This is a genomic window from Pseudomonas helleri (genome assembly GCF_045830615.1).
Taxonomy (GTDB): Bacteria; Pseudomonadota; Gammaproteobacteria; order Pseudomonadales; family Pseudomonadaceae; genus Aquipseudomonas; species Aquipseudomonas helleri.
Genome location: NZ_CP174501.1, coordinates 2,209,770 through 2,229,733, shown reverse-complemented (window position 1 = coordinate 2,229,733; position 19,964 = coordinate 2,209,770). Strand labels below are relative to the sequence as shown.

14 protein-coding genes, 1 tRNA gene and 3 pseudogenes are annotated in these 19,964 nt (G+C 50.8%); 13 read left to right on the top strand and 5 right to left on the bottom strand.

Features of this window, described 5'->3' with window-relative positions:
- The first annotated feature begins 10 nt into the window (after positions 1–10).
- The 10 genes and pseudogenes from ACJJU9_RS09995 to ACJJU9_RS09950 form a co-directional block, all read left to right on the top strand.
- On the top strand, positions 11–1,126 hold the full coding sequence (locus tag ACJJU9_RS09995; RefSeq protein ID WP_407730974.1) for a polysaccharide biosynthesis/export family protein: 1,116 nt from the start codon (positions 11–13) through the stop codon (positions 1,124–1,126).
- 13 nt (positions 1,127–1,139) lie between these two features.
- Positions 1,140–1,799, top strand: coding sequence for a YjbF family lipoprotein (locus ACJJU9_RS09990; RefSeq protein ID WP_048369063.1), 660 nt, complete (start codon positions 1,140–1,142; stop codon positions 1,797–1,799).
- The gene (locus ACJJU9_RS09985) at positions 1,796–2,578 is read left to right on the top strand and encodes a capsule biosynthesis GfcC family protein (RefSeq protein ID WP_407730599.1); all 783 of its coding nucleotides are present in this window, start codon (positions 1,796–1,798) and stop codon (positions 2,576–2,578) included. The genes ACJJU9_RS09990 and ACJJU9_RS09985 overlap by 4 nt, the downstream gene beginning before the upstream one ends.
- Complete coding sequence (locus ACJJU9_RS09980) at positions 2,575–4,656, top strand: YjbH domain-containing protein (protein WP_407730598.1); 2,082 nt, start codon at positions 2,575–2,577, stop codon at positions 4,654–4,656. Before ACJJU9_RS09985 ends, ACJJU9_RS09980 begins: the two co-directional genes overlap by 4 nt.
- Positions 4,657–5,058: 402 nt before the next feature.
- Positions 5,059–5,805 (top strand): winged helix-turn-helix domain-containing protein, encoded by a 747-nt coding sequence (locus tag ACJJU9_RS09975; RefSeq protein ID WP_407730597.1) that lies wholly within the window; start codon positions 5,059–5,061, stop codon positions 5,803–5,805.
- A 95-nt stretch (positions 5,806–5,900) separates the two neighbouring features.
- Positions 5,901–6,398: a transcriptional regulator gene (locus ACJJU9_RS09970; protein WP_407730596.1), complete on the top strand. Its 498-nt coding sequence runs from the start codon at positions 5,901–5,903 to the stop codon at positions 6,396–6,398.
- 332 nt (positions 6,399–6,730) lie between these two features.
- Complete coding sequence (locus tag ACJJU9_RS09965; protein ID WP_407730595.1) at positions 6,731–8,047, top strand: undecaprenyl-phosphate glucose phosphotransferase; 1,317 nt, start codon at positions 6,731–6,733, stop codon at positions 8,045–8,047.
- 579 nt (positions 8,048–8,626) lie between these two features.
- Positions 8,627–10,080: pseudogene (gene tnpC, locus ACJJU9_RS09960) on the top strand (IS66 family transposase).
- A 207-nt stretch (positions 10,081–10,287) separates the two neighbouring features.
- Entirely contained in the window at positions 10,288–11,178 is an 891-nt protein-coding gene (locus ACJJU9_RS09955) for a hypothetical protein (RefSeq protein WP_407730594.1), read from the top strand.
- A 168-nt stretch (positions 11,179–11,346) separates the two neighbouring features.
- Positions 11,347–11,844, top strand: a pseudogene (locus tag ACJJU9_RS09950) (transposase); the annotation flags it as partial.
- Positions 11,845–12,096: 252 nt separating this feature from the next.
- Here the strand turns inward: ACJJU9_RS09950 and ACJJU9_RS09945 are convergent.
- Together ACJJU9_RS09945 and ACJJU9_RS09940 are read right to left on the bottom strand one after the other, a co-directional pair.
- Entirely contained in the window at positions 12,097–12,999 is a 903-nt protein-coding gene (locus tag ACJJU9_RS09945) for a GGDEF domain-containing protein (protein WP_407730593.1), read from the bottom strand.
- 306 nt (positions 13,000–13,305) lie between these two features.
- Complete coding sequence (locus tag ACJJU9_RS09940) at positions 13,306–15,291, bottom strand: FUSC family protein (protein ID WP_407730592.1); 1,986 nt, start codon at positions 15,289–15,291, stop codon at positions 13,306–13,308.
- 337 nt (positions 15,292–15,628) lie between these two features.
- Here ACJJU9_RS09940 and adhP point away from each other — a divergent pair, with 337 nt between their 5' ends.
- Positions 15,629–16,645 carry an alcohol dehydrogenase AdhP gene (gene adhP, locus ACJJU9_RS09935; protein WP_048391436.1) on the top strand — a complete coding sequence of 339 codons (1,017 nt, stop codon included), beginning with the start codon at positions 15,629–15,631 and terminating at the stop codon, positions 16,643–16,645.
- A gap of 576 nt (positions 16,646–17,221) precedes the next feature.
- Here adhP and ACJJU9_RS09930 read toward each other — a convergent pair.
- Together ACJJU9_RS09930 and ACJJU9_RS09925 are read right to left on the bottom strand one after the other, a co-directional pair.
- Entirely contained in the window at positions 17,222–18,346 is a 1,125-nt protein-coding gene (locus ACJJU9_RS09930; RefSeq protein ID WP_407729199.1) for an IS481 family transposase, read from the bottom strand.
- A gap of 318 nt (positions 18,347–18,664) precedes the next feature.
- A pseudogene (locus ACJJU9_RS09925) lies at positions 18,665–18,808 on the bottom strand (late control protein); the annotation flags it as partial.
- Positions 18,809–18,981: 173 nt separating this feature from the next.
- Between ACJJU9_RS09925 and ACJJU9_RS09920 the strand changes: the two are divergent.
- Together ACJJU9_RS09920 and ACJJU9_RS09915 are read left to right on the top strand one after the other, a co-directional pair.
- Positions 18,982–19,260 carry a type II toxin-antitoxin system ParD family antitoxin gene (locus ACJJU9_RS09920; protein WP_153435123.1) on the top strand — a complete coding sequence of 93 codons (279 nt, stop codon included), beginning with the start codon at positions 18,982–18,984 and terminating at the stop codon, positions 19,258–19,260.
- Complete coding sequence (locus ACJJU9_RS09915; RefSeq protein WP_407730591.1) at positions 19,260–19,433, top strand: hypothetical protein; 174 nt, start codon at positions 19,260–19,262, stop codon at positions 19,431–19,433. The genes ACJJU9_RS09920 and ACJJU9_RS09915 overlap by 1 nt, the downstream gene beginning before the upstream one ends.
- Before the next feature lie 48 nt (positions 19,434–19,481).
- Here ACJJU9_RS09915 and ACJJU9_RS09910 read toward each other — a convergent pair.
- Positions 19,482–19,555: transfer RNA gene (locus tag ACJJU9_RS09910), tRNA-Cys, on the bottom strand.
- Positions 19,556–19,964: the final 409 nt, after the last annotated feature.

The window sequence follows — 19,964 nt, the reverse complement described above, 5'->3', positions numbered from 1 at the left end:
GTCCCCAATGATGATTCGTAGTTTGTCGCTCGCGGTACTTGCAGGGCTCGCCCTGCAAGGTTGTATGTTTTCGCCCGGTCAATACCTGGATACCAGTGAGATCGGCACTGAAGGCTCACCAGAAAGCAGTCGGGTTGAGTTGATTCCCATCACCCCCAAGCTGATTGCTCAAAACGCAGCGACCTACGTTTCTAGCTCGGTGCCAGCAGAATTGCTGGCATTCAAGCCTCAGGCCTACAAGATCGGCCCCAACGATGTGCTCTACATCACAGTATGGGACCACCCCGAATTAACTGCTCCGTCTGGCCCACAACAACAGATTGACGCTAACGGTCGGCTAGTACGGCCAGATGGAAGCATCTTTTATCCTTACATTGGCAAAGTTGATGCTGCGGGTAAAAGTATTGAAGAACTGCGCGCAATCATTGCCCAACGTTTGGCGCAATATGTTGACAGCCCGCAGGTGGATTTGAGCGTTTTGCGTTTTGCCAGCAAAAAAGCAATTCTCTCCGGTGCAGTACTTAAAGCTGGGCCACTGCCTATCACTACAACACCAGTCAATGTTGTCGAGGCATTAGGTGCTGCAGAAGTCGATCAACTACATGCTGATCTATCTGGGCTAACACTAACCCGTGATGGTCATGAATATGTGCTCAACATGGATGCGCTCAATACAAAGAATGGCTCTCAACTGCATAACGTCTACTTGAAAGACGGTGATCAGTTATACCTGCCTTACAATGACCGTAAAAAGATATACGTGATGGGGGAAGTGCTTGTACCACAAGCAATCACGTTTAAGACCAAAAGCATGAATCTAGCTGACGTAGTCGGCTCGGTAGGCGGCCTAAACCAAACTACCTCCAACGGCAATGCGTTGTATGTGATTCGCGGTGCAGAGAACTTGGAAACAGAGCCGGCCAAGGTCTACCAACTGGACGCCCAATCTCCGGTAGCGTTTGCCGTTGCTACGCACTTTGAACTGAAGCCCCAAGATATTGTTTACGTGGGCCCGGCGCAGGTTACTCGTTGGAACCGCTTGATCAGCCAATTGCTGCCTTCAGCGACTATTTTGGGCACTGGTGCCTCTGCAACCAATAACCTCAGTGAAGCTAACAGCCGATAAGGTTTGAGCCGTTTTGAAAATTCTTCGTAACCGCTCTTGGCTATTGGTGGGCTTGCTGCTGTGTGGCTGCAGCCCACTGATGAAAGGCTCTATCGATACCTTCAAGGCTGCTGTTCAAGGCGTTCAACCTCTGCAAATAACAGAGGCAGACGTTGCAGCAGTCCCTTATGCGCAAATCAAGGTCACTACCCGCTCCAGTGAAGGGATTATGGCCAGGCTGCGCCAAGAGAGCGACCTGCAGTACTGGGTTGCCTCCGGCAAGCAAGTGTTGATTACCCGTGACGGCCTTGTTGAACGCACTGTCGGCCTGCCACCCAACCTTGAGAGCACCCGTTTTGACGGTCCCTCTCCGTTCAAACAAGGCTTACAGCACATCACTGATGGCGCTACCAGTACTCGACAGATTGATATCTATGACGGTCAGCGTGTCGGTGTAACAGTGCACAGCCGTTTTCGCCGTAAAGGCCTGGAAACGGTCAAGATCCTTGATAAACCCTATGCACTGCAACGAATTGACGAAGAGATCGTTATGCCGGCATTGGGGTTCAGTGGAACCAACCGTTACTGGGTGAGGCCGGATGACGGCGTGATTTTGCAGAGCGAACAATATGCAACGCCAGAGATTTTATTGCAGATCGTGCACCTGCGCCCAGATTGGGAGCCTGCAAGGTGAGTGAGTTAAAAAAACTGACCGCTGGACTGTTGTTAGGCGCATCTATATTTGGCTTCATTCAGCATAGCCAAGCAGCCGTGACTGTTAGCGGAGAGGTACGTAACCCGGTGAGTGTTGCCTACACACCGGGCATGCGCCTGCTGGATGTCATCAGCCAAGCCCAACCCAACCATAATGATTATTGGCTAGCGGCTGGGTGGCTGCATCAACCTCTGATTGAACAGCAAACGCGCTTGAAAGTCGGTGTACTGTTCGATTTGAAAATGCTGCAACGCGGGTCTTTGCTTAATAAAAATGTCGCCCTAGCCTCTCTAGCTGAACGCCTGCATGAATATGTGAGCGGCTTGCCTGTTACCGGACGTAAAGTTGCCAACTTGGACCCTGTGGCATTGGAAGTAAACTTTAGCCATAACTATTTGGTCAGCGATGGTGATCAGGTGATCTATCCGCCTCGAATCAACCGAGTAAGGGTTGTCGGGGCGGTGGCTGAACCTTGCAACCTGCCCTATCAGGCCATGCAAGAGGCGCGCGACTACCTCGACAACTGCCCACCACTGAAAGAGGCAGATGCCGACTTTTTATGGTTGATACACCCAGACAGCACCTATAAGCAGGTACCTATTGCTGCATGGAACCGTAAAGACGGTGTTTATGCGGTAGCTGGCAGTACGATCCTCGTACCCGTACGCAATGACAATCCGGATTTACCCACGCCTGATTTAAATGAGCAGTTGGCGCAGTTCCTCGCCACTCAACTGTTGGCTGAGGTTGCACCTTGAAGTTACGTTTTATTATTGTCGCCTTTTTGCCCTATAGCCTGGCACATGCAGAGCCACGTTACACTCAGAGCGATTTTGGCGGTGTTGGTTTGCTGCAAACGCCGACTGCGCGTATGGCACCTGCTGGCGAGATAAGCCTGAACGCCAACCGTACTGATCCCTACTCACGCTACAGCTTGTCACTACAGCCGCTAGATTGGCTGGAAGGTACTTTTCGGTATACCGCTATTTCTAACAGAAAATATGGTTCTGAAGCGCTAAGTGGCAGCCAAAGCTACAAAGATAAAGCCGTCGACGTCAAAGTAAGACTGTGGCAAGAAAGCCATTGGCTGCCTGAAGTCGCTTTCGGCTTTCTTGACGTCGGCGGTACAGGTCTTTTTTCCAGCGAATACTTTGTCGCAAACAAGCGTTACAAGGACCTGGATTTTAGCCTGGGTATTGCTTGGGGTTATCTCGGGAATCGCGGCGATTTTAGCAATCCAATGAATATTTTGGGTGGCGACTATAACGACCGAAGGGATGTAAACAGCCCTGGCGATGTCAACACCAACACGTACTTTAAAGGTTCTCCTTCTTTATTTGGCGGTATCTCGTATCAAACTCCTTGGGCTCCTCTAAGCCTGAAGCTTGAATACGAAGGCAACGACTACAAGCATGAGCCACAGAATAATAATCAGATTCAGGACTCGCCAATTAATATCGGTGCTGTCTATAAACTGAGTGACTCTGTTGATCTAAGCGTTGGTTGGGAGCGTGGTAATACCGCACTATTCGGTATTACGCTGCACACCAATTTTGTAAGTCGCAAAGCCCCGACCAAAACTTTCGATCCGCCTGCTCAACCGCTACCGACTCAAGAGCCCGTCACCCCGTTAACTGAGGTCGATTGGGCTGAGGTTTCCAAGCAGTTGGATAAAAATGCTGGCTACAAAGTTGAACGTATTTCACAGCGTGACTCGGAGCTAACGGTATACGGCGAGCAGTCTAAATATTTTTACTCAGCCAAAGCCGTCGGCCGAGCCAGCCGGATCCTGGACAACAATGCGAATAGCGATATCCAGTGGTTCAATCTGGTTAACAAGCGATACAACATGCCTATCGAAGAGACCAGTGTTCCGCGATCGACCTTTCGCGATGTTGTCAACAATGAACAAGATCTTGTTAATCTTCACCGTACGACTGAGGTCAATCGCGCGACACCGCGCATAGAAAAAACCCTGTTTCAACAGAAGCCCGATCCTTTTACTTATGGTTTTGGGCTGGGTTACCAACAGAATATCGGCGGCCCTGATGGGTTCTTGCTTTACCAAGTCAGCGCTTATGCCGAAGGGCAATATCGCTTCACCCCTGGAACTTGGGCAAGTGGCGGCATCAGTGCAAACTTGCTGAACAATTACGATAAGTTTAAATACGATGCACCTAGCGGCTTGCCACGTGTGCGTACCGATGTGCGTAAATACGTCACGACTTCAGATGTAACGATGCCTGCTCTGCAACTTAACCAAGCTCGCCAGTTGGATCAGGACCTTTACGGCATGGTCTATGGCGGTTACCTGGAGCCTATGTACGCAGGGGTTGGCGGTGAACTGCTGTACCGCCCAATGGGCGAACGCTGGTCGATTGGTGCAGACTTGAACTATGTGCGCCAACGTGACTTCGAGCAAGATTTTGGTCTGCGTGATTACCGGACAATCACCGGCCATATCACCGCTTATACAAAACTGCCGTTTGATCTGGATGCCGCGGTAAGCGTTGGCCGCTATTTGGCGCGCGATTGGGGCACCACTATTGATATCTCCAGAGAGTTTTCCAATGGCGTAAAATTTGGCGGCTGGGTCACTCGTACCAACGTCTCATCTGAAGAATTTGGTGAAGGCAGTTTTGACAAAGGGATTTATATCTCGATTCCATTTGACGAAATGATGAGCGTCTCGACCATGAGCCGCGCCAGCATTGCTTGGGCCCCGCTAACACGTGACGGTGGCGCCATGCTGCATCGACAGTACTCTCTGCATACCATGACAGATGGCCGCAACCAGGATGCGTTTTATGAAAACTTTGGCAAGATTACGGAGTGAGTCAACTGGTTCAGCGCTGATTTGAGCAAATCCTCACTTAAAGCAACACGACTCAATGGTGGGAGCGGGCTTGCTCGCGATGGCATTCAGAGCGTCTCATTTAAAGGCCAATATGCGTCATTGCGGGCAAGCCCGCTCCCACAGAGGCAGCAATCGCTTAAGTGAAAAGCATTGCAGTCAGGCACTGAATTTTTGAGTTTGTAAATGGTTGCGTGCAGGGCTGCAGTTGCAGCCCATGCCGGAAACCTTTTTTCAGAAGATGAGCGACCCGCAGCGCACTTAAGCGCCAATGGTACCCAGCACAAGCGATCGTTTTTCTAACATTCCAATGCTGTAATAATTCCAATTTAAAAACCAACACGGCCGTACAGTTATAAAAAGTCGGCTTTCATGCGGACGGCTATGGCAAAATCGAGCCGCCTCTACGTACTTGGGTTAGGTGATATGCTTTTCGCAGGATACAAAGCAGACGAGCTGAGTTTTTCAGTGTTAAATTTTGCGCACACACCGGTGTTAATTGAAGACATAAATACTGTCGCCTCATCTGAGGTATTTCATCTTGACTCCTTCAGTTCAGCATTGAGCCACAACCTAGACTTCTCTCAACTTGAAGCAGTTTTTTTTGAAATTAACAGCCCTGATATAACAAATGATAGCCTCGAAGTTTTAAAAAAAATCCGCCAAACCAATCAGGCTGCCTGTGTTTTCATACTAGTGACACACAGCAAATCATTTTCCGGTACGCATTTTTATATTTCGGGCGCAGACCATTGTTTAAAACTGCCCAACGACCCGCAAGAAAGAAAACAACTGCTATCTAAAGCAATAAAAGAGTCACATTGGAAATCAACAGCACAGCTATACCTGGACCGTACACGACTGCTTCTATGCAGCACCACTCACAAGCTTGACATTTCATACACCGAAATGACAATTATAGATGCGCTTATAAAAGCACCTGAACACGTTATGAGCCAAGATAGCATTGCCAAAACACTGGACCCGAATATTATTTTTTATGATCCTAGAGCGTTAGAGAAGACAATTAGCCGCTTAAGAACCAAAATAAGAAAAACCTATAAAATCGAGCTTATCATTAGCGTTCGCGCCTACGGGTATCGCTTGCGCCGAGGGACTATCTCGAGATAAGCAGATCGCTCAGTATTCATATACTCTAAGAATTTTATTTAAGCATATCTGTAGCTGCGCAAAAAATTACAGGAAGTCCATGGAGGAACCTCATCATGAAGGCAGCGCCCAGCATCTTTAACAGTATCACTTCGAAAAGCACGAACTTAGCAAAAACAAACACCAGTCTTAATTTATATGCCTCACCCAAAGGCTGCGTATTACGAACTAATATAACTCATCCTCAAACTATAAATAGGGTGTCGACTACCTACGTGCCAACCTCTACAACTCCAGACCCAGCCTACTCGCCACTTTCGCAGACCTGGTTCTTTGATTTGGCTGCTAGAGAGCTGTGTAACACTACAGCCCGCATTCAACTCACGGCTATTGAATCGCTGCTTATTAATACGCTAGTACTCAGTACTGAGCGGATTTGTAGCAAACAAGAGCTGATTGCCGGCATCAATAAAGACCCCTTGGCTTACAGTGGGCTTGAAATGTGCTTGAGCCGTCTGCAACAAAAATTTCGAGCTGCCTTTGACGAACGCTTGTTTCGCTCAGTGCGCAATCGGGGCTATTGCTTGGTGCAAGACGTAAAGATCACGCACTGACACCCAGTTACGCGACTTCAAAGAGGTCTGCTGTGCTATCACGCCTGATAGAACCTAGTTGATTAAAAAATCATCATACAGCATGCTCAGGACCGTTATAAATCGTCGAGCGCTAACGAACATTTTTCCTTATTATCGACAACCAGTTCAATATCGACAGCATTACCGTTGTGCGTCAAACAGATATGAAGTGTGCCTAATTTAACCTTTCCATCATTAGCCATTTCTATATAATCAGAGACTTTTACAAGGCTGATACCTTGATACATACTCGCATAGATCGAAAATCCGTCGCCAGAGGGCTCACGTTTTGGGGACAGTGGTTCATCTCTATGAGCCTTGTCATTTCGACATTACTGATATTGGTGTACACCAAAAACGGCAGCATCGACTTCCACTACCGCATTGCTGGCATTTTAACATTACTTATTTCAGTACCCGCCTACTCTGCGACCAATACCTATTACAAAAGGCATGGGTATTTGAATGGATTATTGCGTCTATTTATTGCTTGGACATTCACACTAACGTGCTTAAGCACTGTCGCATTTATTACCAAATCCAGCGAGTTGTTTTCACGCGAGGTTATTATTACTTGGGCATTAGTTAGCTATGCCATCCAAGTGCCACCCTACTTACTGCTCCATTACCTGTCGCGCCGCTATCATGAACGCAACAGCCATCATTACAACAGTCTTATTATTGGTTCTGACGGAGTTGCACTAAAACTAGCTGATAGTTTTATACAGCAAAATCAATTTCCATTGGTGGGCGTTGTTAGCGCCTCCCCGTTCGAAGACTCTGAAAACTCCCCCCTTGTTGTCGGAGAGTTGACACAGCTGCGAGCACTTATTACTGAGCACAATATACGTCGCCTGTATCTCGCCTTATCTCTGCAAGATGCGCAGCGCATTGAAGCTCTGTACATTGATTTATTGGATTTAAATGTCGATGTTGTCTGGATCCCTGACCTGGACAGCATGCTGTTATTAAATCACTCCGTCAGTGAAGTGGGGGGGCGCCCAGCCATTCATTTAAACGAGAGCCCGCTTACCAGTTATCCAACAGCTGCTTTTAGCAAGGCTCTGATGGACCGTTCCCTTGCATTGCTGGCCATTATCGGATTTAGCCCCGTACTACTTGTTGTTGCACTTGCAGTTAAACTCTCCTCTCCCGGCCCGATTCTCTTCAAACAGCAGCGCCATGGTTGGAACGGCAAAGTCATACAAGTTTTGAAATTCCGATCAATGAAGGTGCATGATGACAAGCATGTACAACAGGCCAGCAAGAATGACTCCCGTGTAACAGCTGTTGGCCGCTTCATCCGGCGTACATCGCTTGACGAATTGCCTCAACTGTTCAACGTGCTGCACGGGGATATGTCGCTGGTTGGTCCACGACCTCACGCGGTTGCTCATAACGACTACTACACCGACAAGATTCACGCCTACATGGCTCGTCACCGCATCAAACCTGGCATTACTGGCCTTGCACAGATTAGCGGTTGCCGTGGCGAAACAGACACTATAGATAAGATGCAAAAACGTGTGGAAATTGATCTTGATTACATTAATAACTGGTCGTTGTGGCTTGATGTCAAAATCATCATCAAAACGCCGTTCACCTTAATATCCAAAGATATTTATTAAAGTAAACACACGTAGGTAAATCACTCTTAATATTCCAGCGCTTACATCGCCCTCATCATGAGGGCGATTTTTTTGTAGCTACTAACATCATCGCCCCCCCATGAACTACACATTCAAAGCTGCCAAGTAATCTCGGATGCTGTGCTCCCGATTTCTTTCGGGAGTGCGTCCGCCATGATACGACACAATGCAAAAGTCAAAAAAGTCTATCTGTTTTCAAAGCCTGTCAACTTCCGAAAACCATCGACGGCCTGTCTGCACTGGTCGAACTGGATATTAAAGTTGCTTTTTTGATCCCGCGCTCTCCGTCGTCCTGAATAAGTCAATAAGGCCCGCAACCGAGTTAAGATTTTGTATTGGAGCACAAAGGCTTCTGTCTATGGCTCAAACGGCTGGAGTTCGATTGATTCAAAACATCGCCCGATGTCACCGACAAGCCAAGTGTCCTGACAGTTCAATGATTCAACTGGACGCTCGATAGTTTTGACCTTTGGCGTAACCGTCCTCATCAGGTTCTAACACCACGATTCGTCGCCGGATTCGGTATAGATGCCCTAAGACCTTCCTGACGCCCCCGCACTGCTCAGTAATTGCTAGAGCAGTACTGATTGAACGCGAATTTAAAAAGAGCCGTATCGTTCATCTTGAAGAAGTCAACGCGCTACTGCGCCAGCGCCTGTCCGGGTGTAAGTTCGAGCAGACAGCTGATCTGACAACCCCCTCAGTTGGCCCTTTTCAACAAGGCGGAAAGTATCATCGAACCTGTCGAGGAAGACGCTCAGAAGAGGTTGTCGCTCCGACCAATAGTCGTGGCAAACGCAAGCCGTGCCTACCGACCTGCCACGTATCGAAATCATCCATGAACTTCCTGAGCATGAACTTACTTGCGTCTGCGGCTGCCGCAAGCACGCCATTGGCGAAGAAGTCAGCGGGCAGCTCGAAATCGTGCCGATGCAGATCCGTGTGATCAAACACGTTCGTAAAGTCTACGGTTGCCGCGACTGCGAGATAGCACCGTTCACCGCGGACAAGCGGGCTCAACTGATTGAAAAACGCATGGCCAGCCCACGTGTTTGGCGATGCTGATTACCACCAAGTACGTGGACGGTTTACCACTTCACCACTTTGAAAAGTACTAAGCCTCCATGGCATCGATATTCCACGTCTGACCTTGGCTCGATAGGTTATACAGTGCGATGAGTACTTAAGGCCGCTACTGAATTTAATGCGCGACAGCCTCTTGAGCGGCCGTGTCATTCACTCCGATGAGACACCGGTGTAAGTGTTAAAAAAGCCTGACCGGGAGCCAAGCTATCAGGATGCGGGGGTAAACCGGCGGCCCGCCACACAAACCGGCAATCCTTTTTGATTACTCCACCAGACGGTGCAGGAGGTACCTACCCGCCTCCTCGATGGCTAATGCGGGTATTTTATGACCGATGACTAGGCAGTTAGAACTCGCCCGGCGCGCAGGCCGGAGTCAAGCGCTTAGGTTGCTGGCCCCATGCACGCCGTAAGTTTGTTGAGGCCCAAAAAGTGCAACCTAAAGCAAAGACAGGTCGTGCAGATATCGCGTTGAAACTGTTCAGCAAGTTATACGGCATCGAGATCGCCTTCCAAGCGAGTAGCGATGAAAGTCGGAAAAAAGGACGTCAGGATTAAAGTCTCAAGGTGATGAATAAGCTGAAGGTCTGGATAAATGACCACATAGAATGCACTTGGGAAGGCTGTCAACTACCTGGCAAATGACTGGAGCACATTGGAACGGTAAGCTGAGCAGGCTAGCTGCCCATCAACAACACCGCCGAGCGTGCGATCCAGCCCTTCATTATCGGAAGGAAGAACTGGTTGTTCAGCGATATATGGCGCGCCGGCGAGTACTCAACTTTACAGCCTGGTCGAGACCGCCAAAGCCAACGGCCAAGAGCCCTATGCGTGGCTGCGCAACGCACTTGAACGTTTACCGCAACCCTCGTGCTTAAAGGACTTCGAGTCTACTGCTACCGTGGAACTGCACGCCACAAGTTCCATGATAGGCATATATCCCTATCTTTAAAATGTGGGATCATGGAGCGCTTACGCAGAATGCAGCGGCTGCGCCATGTAGTGGCATGCGCTCACCAACATGAAAAAATATTTATGATCGAGGTTAGAACCCGCATATCATTTGCAGCATTAATCTTGCCCTAACCGAAAACTGCCCTCTTAATACATGTCAGCGCAATGGAAGCACTACACAAATGAAAATCACCAAAAAAGCCGCTGCTATATCCTTTATTGCGGCATTGGCCTCTATAGAGTTAGCTGTTAGGGCCTCTGGCCTTACTGATTTCCCGCTATACGATGCAAACAATCAAATTGGTTACATACCAAAGCCTTCTCAATCTGGCTCTTTCTTAAATAAAAACTCGTGGGAATTTAACTCTCTTAGCATGGGGGCTGGACCATTCATTCCGACGGACGGAATCAACACATTATTAGTCGGAGATAGTATAGTTCTAGGGGGAAATCCATATCGTCAAGAAGATCGACTAGGCCCAGTGCTGCAACGAGAAAGCAAGAACACCATATGGCCAATCTCAGCGGGAAGCTGGTCACTTAGAAATGAACTGATTTACCTTAAAACCCATCCAGAAGTTTTACGCAAAATAGACAACTTCATTTTTATATTAAATTCCGACGATTTCCAACAAGCCTCATCTTGGAGTTGCGAGGTTACACATCCACGTTCACATCCGATATCATCTGCATTTTATGTGTTCACAAAATACGTTCACAACCTCACCCCTTGCAACGGGATTAAACCAGAATTGGAGGTTGAAAGAGGAGACTGGAAGCAAGAATTAAAAGATTTTATTTCGAATAAGTATGTGCAAGGAAAACCAGTAACTTTTTTTCTTTACCCCAAGAAAACTGAAGCAATCGACGCATCTCTTTCTGCATCTGACCTTGAGATTTATGCGCCATATTTGATGCAGAAAAACAACGAAAGCATTCGCGTTTTTAGTGTATCCCGTGACTCTCTATGGAGTTCAGACCTCTACCGTGACGAGATTCATCCAACAGTTGAAGGCACTAAGGTGCTAGCGTCTATAATCCACAATCCAAAGCAAAATATTGAACTAAAATAAAATAAAATAAAATAAAACTTTGACTTTGACTTTGACTTTGACTTTGACTTTGACTCAGCGAGCCTCTACAGCTTACTCGCTGAGCTCTTTTAAAAACTTCCAATCAGGAAAGAGTAGACGAATCTGTGCAGCTATCACTTTAGAGCAACTTAAAACGCAGCCATAGATAAGATGGGGCGCGCATACATAGCCTTAAAACTTATCAGAAAGTAGTACAGTATCGAAATCGCTCACAAAGAGAAGAACGACGAGTTACACAAAAAAGTTCTTCCGGACTTAAGTTGCCGCGCAATGGGGCAACTCAAAGAGTGGTTGCACAAAACATTGCCCTATGTGACTACACAGAATGCACTTGGCAAAGCAGTTACCTACCTAGCATACAACTAGGAAAAGCTTGAACGGTATGTCGAGGAATGTTATTTGCCAATTGACAACAATGCCGCTGATCGGGCCATCCCCCCTTCGTGATCGAAAGCCAGAACTGGCTTTTCAGCGACACGCCCAGAGGCGCCAAGGTCAGCTCACATCTTTATCGCTTGGTCGAGACAGCCAAAGCCGCCCTATGCGTGGCTACGCCACGTACTGGAGCGCCTGTCAATTGTCACCTTTGTAGAAGATCACGAAAACCTGTTTCCGTGGAACTGCTCGCCGGCATCGCCTAGCTAAGCGCCCCCCATCTAGAAATCGGTGGAGTTTATGGAGCGTTTACCTTGCTTCTAGCGCAGTAAAAAGCCCCGTAGACGTTGTTCTACGGGGCTTTCAGTGAATGGCTGCATCTGTGATCAGGGCTGCATGGGCGATCGTAAAGCTTGAATGCTGGGCCTAAACGGCTTGATAAGCGTGCAGGTCAAGCCAATGCAAAAAAACTACGGGCTTCTTGCGCCACAACGCAGGTTGAACCCCCAAAGCGCGATTGCCTCACCCCCACACAATCCTGTTCTTACCCATCTTTTTGGCCTCATACAACGCCCGATCTGCGCGTTTGAGTGTGTCTTCATGGGTGGTGTCTTCCGGCACCATGCTGGTGATGCCAATGCTCGCGGTGACGACAATATTGCCCACTGAAAAATGATCCAGCTCTTGTTTGAAGTAGCCATGTAAGCGCTCTGCAAACTGCATGGCCTGCTCTCGCGCGGTATTGGGCAGGGCAATCACAAACTCATCCCCGCCAAAGCGGCAGGCCGTGTCATTTTTGCGCAATGCCGTGCGGCAAATGTTGGCGGCAGCCTGGATCATCTGGTCGCCGACGTGGTGGCCTTGGGTGTCGTTGATTATTTTGAGGTTGTCGAGGTCGAACATGCAGACTGACGTTGGTACGGCATATCGGCTTAATGCCTGGTGGTGCAGCGTGAGGTCATGCTCAAGCCTTCTCCGGTTGTAGAGGCCGGTCAGTTGGTCGGTGTCGCTCAGTTCCCTGAGTTTGACTTCGAGGTGGTGGCGCTCAGAGATGTTGCTGGCGACCCAGAGCACGACATCGTCTTCGTCTACTTGAAAGCTCAGGGCCTGGATGCGGCCTTCAAACCATATGGGGTCTGCGGGGCCTTCATCGAGCAGCCCTTTTACATCCCGGTTGCTTAGCTCGTATTCCACAACCATGAGCTTTTGCGTGTCCAGCGCCTTGGCAATCTGCTCCAGAAACCAGTTGGCTTTTTCGGGTTTGATCAGGTCCTGGATGTACAACCCGATCAAGCCGGTGCCGTCGTGGTAATAGCGCGTATCGCGCCCGCCAAACACTGCCACGTATTTGCCGCTGCGCGTGAAGATAAACGCCGGGTCTGGCAGCGCTTCGAGAATTAAAGCCAACTGTTTAGAGTCAATCATGACGCGTGTCTTCTCAGCCGCTTGATGTGTGGCAGCTTGTCGTTTGAAAGCAGCAAACTTTTGTTATTTTCAGCGCTATGGGCTGCGGCGTAACTCGGCACAATGTGGCTGCCAACAAGATGCCTGGCTGCAATGCAGTACGGCCGCTCTAGTGGTCACTCGACTCCCATCGCCGCCTCATGCTCCGGCAACGACTACAGGTGCTTGCAACGCCCTAGCATTATCAGGCCAGCGCAATCCCGGCCGATGATACTATTGCGCCACTACCTATTGAATGAATGTTTTTTATACGTTGGTCGCGCAGACTTATTCGGTACTTGGCTGACAGGCTTTGCGCCATGTGTACTGCAGTTGCAAGATCGCCGCTTTGGCCATCTCTTGTTCCGCCAACCTCGAGGGTTGCTCCAGTGCCTCGAGCAATGCCTGGCTGGGTGCATCCATAAACGTGAGGCTTTGCTCGCTTGGCCCGCCTTGTTTAAAAGCACCCGCCAGGCAACGCAAATAGCGATCACGCGCAAGCGCCAGGGCTCCCTGGCTGTTTGCGAGGCAGGCGCGCAGTTCGAGCAACTCATCGCCAAGGTCCAAACCTTGCAGGCCACGCGACCAGTGGCTGGTGCCGGTAGCAAACGCTGCGGTGTAGCGTGACAGCCGGATCAAGCGGTCTGCCATGCGCCCGCCAAACCAGCTTTCGGCTTGTTCCAGCGGGCGTACGGTAAGTTGAGCCAGGTCGAACAGCAGGGCTTTGTACATGCGCCGATAATGGCGCTCGCCGGGGTTGAGTTGTATCAGGCGGAACACCAGCACGGCGACGCCGCTGCCCATCAGGGTGGCAACGGCGCTATTGAGGAAGGCGGCGAAGTCGTAGGTCATCAGGTTGCTGGGCCCGATGTTGTTGACAAAGAAGATGCAGAACGCCGAAGCGGTGGCCGCCAATGCTGGCCGGCTCATGCATAACGAGGCCAGAAACAACGGTATGCCCAGGCACAGGCCAAGCATGGCGAAGCTGTCAAATGCGGGCAGCAGGCCAAAATGCACCACCCCGGCCACCGGAATTGATAGGGCAATGCCTTTTAAAAAGTTAAGGCTGGATTCAGAAGGGTTTTCTCTGGCGGCAAACAGGCTCAATACCACGCCGCAGATTGATATCGCGCCCAGGCCCGACGGCCAGGCCGTGTACATCCAGAACGCCGCCACAGCCAAAAACGCCACAGCGCAGCGCAACCCGGCGAGCACGCCCTGTTCAATGTCTTTGTGCCACGACATGGCGCCCGGCGCACCTGGCGGCACTCTCCCCTGCTCCAGGGCCTGAAGTGTCAGCGCGCTCTGCTCAATCAAGCGCAACAACTGCGCCAGCGCCATCAGGCAAAAATGTGCCTCCTGGCCCAAGGATTGATCCTCGAGCGCCAGCCTGATGTGTTGGGCCAGCGCGGGCAGGTCCTGTAGGTGCGCTTGCTGCAATGCCGCCGCCACTTGCTCGATCAACGGCATGACACGCGCAGCCTCATCGAGCATCAACCGTTGGCGTGCCACCGCCCTGGCTGCACGCAACACACTGAGCAGGTCTCGACTGAGCACACGCAGTGCTTGAGAGCGGCGCCGCCCTGCCGGGCCTTCAAAGCGGGCGCTGGCATGTTGATTATCGACCGCTACCAGTCGCCCCAAGGCAACCAGCATGCCTTTACGTTGATCCGTGCCCAGCAGTTCTGCCGCCGCGGCTTCAAGCCCGGCCAACCAGGCCGCTCGCCCTTGAGCCGACAGCGCCTGCTCGGCGTGACGGGGCCACAAAACGGTACTCGCCACGGACGCGCAAATAATCCCTAGGCTGATCTCAATGCACCGCGCAGTCGCATGGTCGAACACCGCCAGCGGGTCCGAGACCGCTGGCAGTGCAATGATCGCGGTGGTGTAGCCTGCCAATACAAAGCCATAGGCGGCATGGCTGCGTAACAGTGAGGCGCCAGTGGTGCACAGTGCCAACCACGTTGCCATGGCCAACAGAAACAGCAAGGGCGACTGGCCAAACGCGGCAATCAGCGCAACCGAAGCCACGCCCCCTACCAGCGTGCCGACCAAGCGGTATGCGCCCTTGCCCAACACCATCCCGCTGGTGAACTGCCCAACGATGAACACCGTCGTCAGCGCCCATTGCGGTTGTTCCAGATCGAAGATCAACGCCAGATACAGCGCCACCGCGCCGGCGATGATATTGCGCAGGGCGAACAGTAAGTCGCTGCGCGAAGGTGCAAGGATGGCCTGCCAAAAATCTGATAACGGTATGGAGGGTGGCTTCATGGCTGCGGGATAGGTAGCAGGCTAATCGTTAGGATAGTATCTATCTCCATTAGAAAATCCAATTCTGATCTTGGGCTGCGTACTGTCTGCGACTTGGCCATGACAGCTTAGCCCAAGGTCTGAACAGCCCGTTTTGGCCTGGCTAAGGTTTTAATTCGGGGCAAAACTGCCCTCAAACGGGGCCCCACCGCAGCGATCACTCACAGTCGGAATGGGCAGAAATCGCAATGGATCCTAAAAGACAACGGCTTTGAAAATCGCAGCTAGACTACAGCCGCTCATTTTTAGTTATGCAGTCAACATGAGCCTTCAGATATTCCATACGTGGGGGTTGACTATGAAAGCAGCTGTTGTCGCAAAGAATAAGACCGTCGTCATTGAAGACAAAAAATTACGCCCTTTAGAATATGGAGAAGCCTTATTAAAAATGGAATGCTGCGGTGTATGCCACACCGACTTGCATGTAAAAAATGCAGATTTCGGTGATGTATCCGGCATAACGCTTGGGCATGAAGGCATCGGTGTTGTGACTGAAGTAGCGGATGGTGTTACATCACTTAAAGTTGGCGATCGCGCCAGTGTCGCGTGGTTTTTCCGCGGCTGTGGCAACTGCGAATACTGTAACAGCGGCAAAGAAACTTTCTGCCGCACAGCCAAGAATGCGGGTTATACCGTCGACGGCGGCATGGCTGAAGAATGCATTGTCAGTGCTGATTACGCGGTCAAAGTTCCGGACGGTCTTGATTCGGCTGAAGCCAGTAGTATTACCTGCGCTGGCGTGACTACTTATAAGGCCATTAAAGTTTCAGGCATAAAACCAGGCCAATGGCTGGCGATTTACGGCCTGGGCGGGTTGGGAAACTTGGCCCTGCAATATGCCAAGAATGTCTTCAATGCCAAAGTGATCGCCATTGATGTCAATGACAAGCAACTGGCATTGGCGAAAGAGATGGGGGCAGATTTAACCCTTAATCCGAAGACAGACAATGTCGATGAGATCATTCAGAAAGAGCTGGGCGGCGCCCATGCGGCGGTCGTGACAGCCGTCGCCAAATCAGCCTTTAACTCTGCCGTCGCCAGTGTCCGCGCCGCAGGGCGTGTTGTGGCGGTGGGCCTGCCAGTTGAAACGATGGACCTGAGCATTCCGCGCCTGGTCCTGGACGGGATTGAGGTCGTTGGCTCGCTGGTGGGGACTCGTGAAGACCTGAAAGAGGCCTTCCGTTTCGGCGCCGAAGGTAAAGTCGTACCAAAAGTGCAGATGCGTCCACTCGAAGATATCAATACGATTTTTGAAGAAATGGAGCAGGGGAAATTTACCGGCCGCATGGTCATTGATTTCACCAAAAAGCATTAACCTGATGATCTTGCCCTTTTGGATTTCTTAGCGTGCTGCTTAATCCATGCCGTAAAAGGGCAAAATCTTTTTTATTGGGATATATACGTTAACTACATAAAAACAGCACGCTGATTACTGTCTATAACTGCCGATAAGCCTCTCACACTTGTAAGTGACCAAGTTGGCCCCGCGATTTGGCATGGCATCCCCCAATCGGTCTCCTCTCCTTCGTGCATCGTTATTTTCAGGCGACTGTAGTCGCTGACGAGGAACGAAGGCTGCGATCGGCTGCGTGGTTTAATGGGGCCTTTTGATCTAGATCTTGCTTTTGATCTTGATCTAAAAGGCCCCATTAAACCACGCTGGCCGAACGCAGGTTTTGCGCAGTAGTGCACCCGGCAGGACGCCGGGTTAGCCGCGACACGGCCATGGATGGCCGATCGCGGCGGGCCTACGGAGCAAGGCCTGTGGTGAGGGCATGCCGAGCCAAAGCGAGGCACCGAGGGGTAGGGGCAAAAGCGTTTTGGTTACTTTGCCGCTTTTTGTAGAGACCGGACACATGGTTGACACATGTGCGGGGACATAGTGGACACATTATGAACCGTAGTCCGGTTTGTTCACGTCGATAGTTCGCAAAAAGTGATGGCAGAAGTAGACGTCAAACAGTTGATCGCTTTCTGGGTTTGGGCGTATAGCAATATGCTGCCCAACCAAACCCTTGGCGATGCTGAAATAACGTTTCTGGAAGCGAAACCGACTGTGGTAAACCTTGGCCAATACGTCATCCGATCCGTATTCAAACTCCGATAGCTGCTGCGGATATGCCCAGGGACTAGACCGGTACCGGTCCATTGGCACCTGGTAGTCCAACCCTTGATGGGGGCGCTGTAGGTTGTAAATTTCACGCCACCGGTCGAAAGCCGTTTGAGCGTCAGTCAACGTAGAAAAATGCCGACCATTGAGCACTTCGGCTTTCAGTGAACGATGGAAACGCTCAATTTTCCCATTGGTTTGCGGGTGATAAGGGCGGCTGAAACTTATCCGGATGCCTAGGCGGATTAGCCAGATACTCAACTCCGTGATCTCGCCGGGATTACGCGGTGAGCCCCAAGGCGGGCCATTATCGACGTTGATGCGGGCTGGCAAGCCGTAAGTTCGGAAAACCTCGATCATCTTCTTCTGCACCGTGTCCCCACGCTCGTTATCACAAGCTTGTATAGCCAAGTTGAATCGGGAATGGTCGTCCAGCAGCGTTAGGGGATGGCATCGGCCTTGTTGCATCGCAAAGTGTCCTTTGAAATCCATCTGCCAAAGGTCGTTAGGCGCAGCATGTTCAAACCTCAGCTTGGCCGGTGGCCCCTTGTCAGAAGGCTGAATCAGGCCGTGCCGATGCAGAATGTTAGTGACGGTGCTGGGGGCGATACGATTTTTCAACAGGCTGCTGATTGTGCGTCCGCCCCATGCAGGGTTGTCTTGTCTAATCGCCAAGACCTCAGACTCCAAACCGGCCTGAGTCAGTTTCGGACTCATATTAGGCCTGCGGGACTTCTCCTCTAAGCCCGGTTTACCTTGGGCTTTGTAGCGTTCTAGCCACTTATAAGCTGTTTGCGGGCTGATACCGAATCGTCGGCACAGCTCGCGTTTATTGCTGCCGGGTTGCCGTGCTAAAGCAACGAACTCTTCTTTCAGGCTCATGGCGTCTCTCGTATTCCAAGGCATGATGGTTCTCCGGCGAAATTAGCTCACCGAAAAGTGTCCACCATGTCCCCGTACACCCGTCAACCATGTGTCCGGTCTCTACACGCTTTTGCAAAGTGACGCGGCGTAAGGCCGGAACCCTAAGTGGCCGTTGCCGCAGCAACGGATATGTACTCAAGTCAAGAGCCCCCTCACCACGCCTCTCCCGAAGGAGAGGGAACCGATTGGGGGATGCTGAAGATACTCGGCGGCCTGTTTGCTGCGCGACAGCGCGGCGTCGAAGACGGGGCGGCCACTCCGACAGGGGGTTAAAAATAATCAGTTATTTTGTGTTTGAGAGGCGCTATCGCGGTCATTAATACACAGTTCGAAGTCGTCGGAATCCATGCCGGGTTTGTCAGTGGTGCGCAGCAATAGCAGGCGGTCATTGATCAACGACGTGATGTATGCGCCGTCTGCGACGATGCGGAAGGTGGGGGTCATAAGTGCTCCAGACGACAAAAGCCCCGCACAAGGCAGGCCGTAAAGGGCAAAATGGCTGCATTGCGGGCAGTATGTATAGAACATGACCGCACGTCATACACTGCCAAGGAGTCGCTAGGTTTGGCTCTAAGGATGGAGTAGGATTAAAACCTACTCAGCCCGGGAGGCTTATCATGCGCAGCACTCAACAATTCAGTATCACTCTGCCCATTCAGATGGCAGAAGCGGTGAAAGCTAAAGTGGCTGCTGGTGAGTACGCCACTGAAAGCGAAGTCATTCGTGATGGCCTACGAGCGTTGATGGCCCGTGACCGCGCGCTGGAAAGCTGGCTGGTCGGCCAGGTAGCTCCCGCTTACGATGCCCTGAAAGCAGACCCTTCTCGAGCAGTAAGCATCGATGAAGTGCGTGCCCGGTTAGCAGCAGAGCATCAGAACGCAACGACCGAATCTTGATGGCGTATTCCATTGAGTATTCACCTGAATCTTTGGAGCATCTGCGTATAACGAACTATCGCAAGCGGGCCGTGATTGCTTTTGCCGTTGATGGCAAGCAGGTTTTTATCATTGGCATTTATTACGGCGGGCAAGATTTTGAGACGGCCTTGCTGTTCGAGTCCGATGATTAGCACACAACAAAAAAGCCCCGTAGACGTTAATCTACGGGGCTTTGAATGTGGAGGCCGAAGCCGGAATCGAACCGGCGTGGGCGGATTTGCAATCCGCTGCATAACCATTTTGCTATTCGGCCATTGCGCTTGAAGCTTCTGTTTTGAAGCATCAAAAGCAAGGAAATTTGCGACTTGATCGCTACAACTCTTTTCCAACTCTTTGATTCTTCAGCTATTCAGGTAGTTGCCCTGAGCTGATGGCGCGCATTATGTACTAGAAGATCGAAGCTGGCAACCCCCTGAATTCTAATAATTTTTAGTGTCGGCTCTCACCCTGTAGTCGTTGACGAGCCTGCGAGGCTACGTCTGTAGAATGCGGTATTCGCGCGAAGTCTGTGTGGGTCAGTGCTTCGCAATTCTTCAGTTGATCGTGCTGTCAGGGTTTACGATCGCTGTGCAATCGGACGTAGCCTCGCAGGCTCGTCAACGACTACGGCTTGCAGGAAATTATTGGGAGTTTCCTCTTGCCCCATCACGCGCATCCACCCA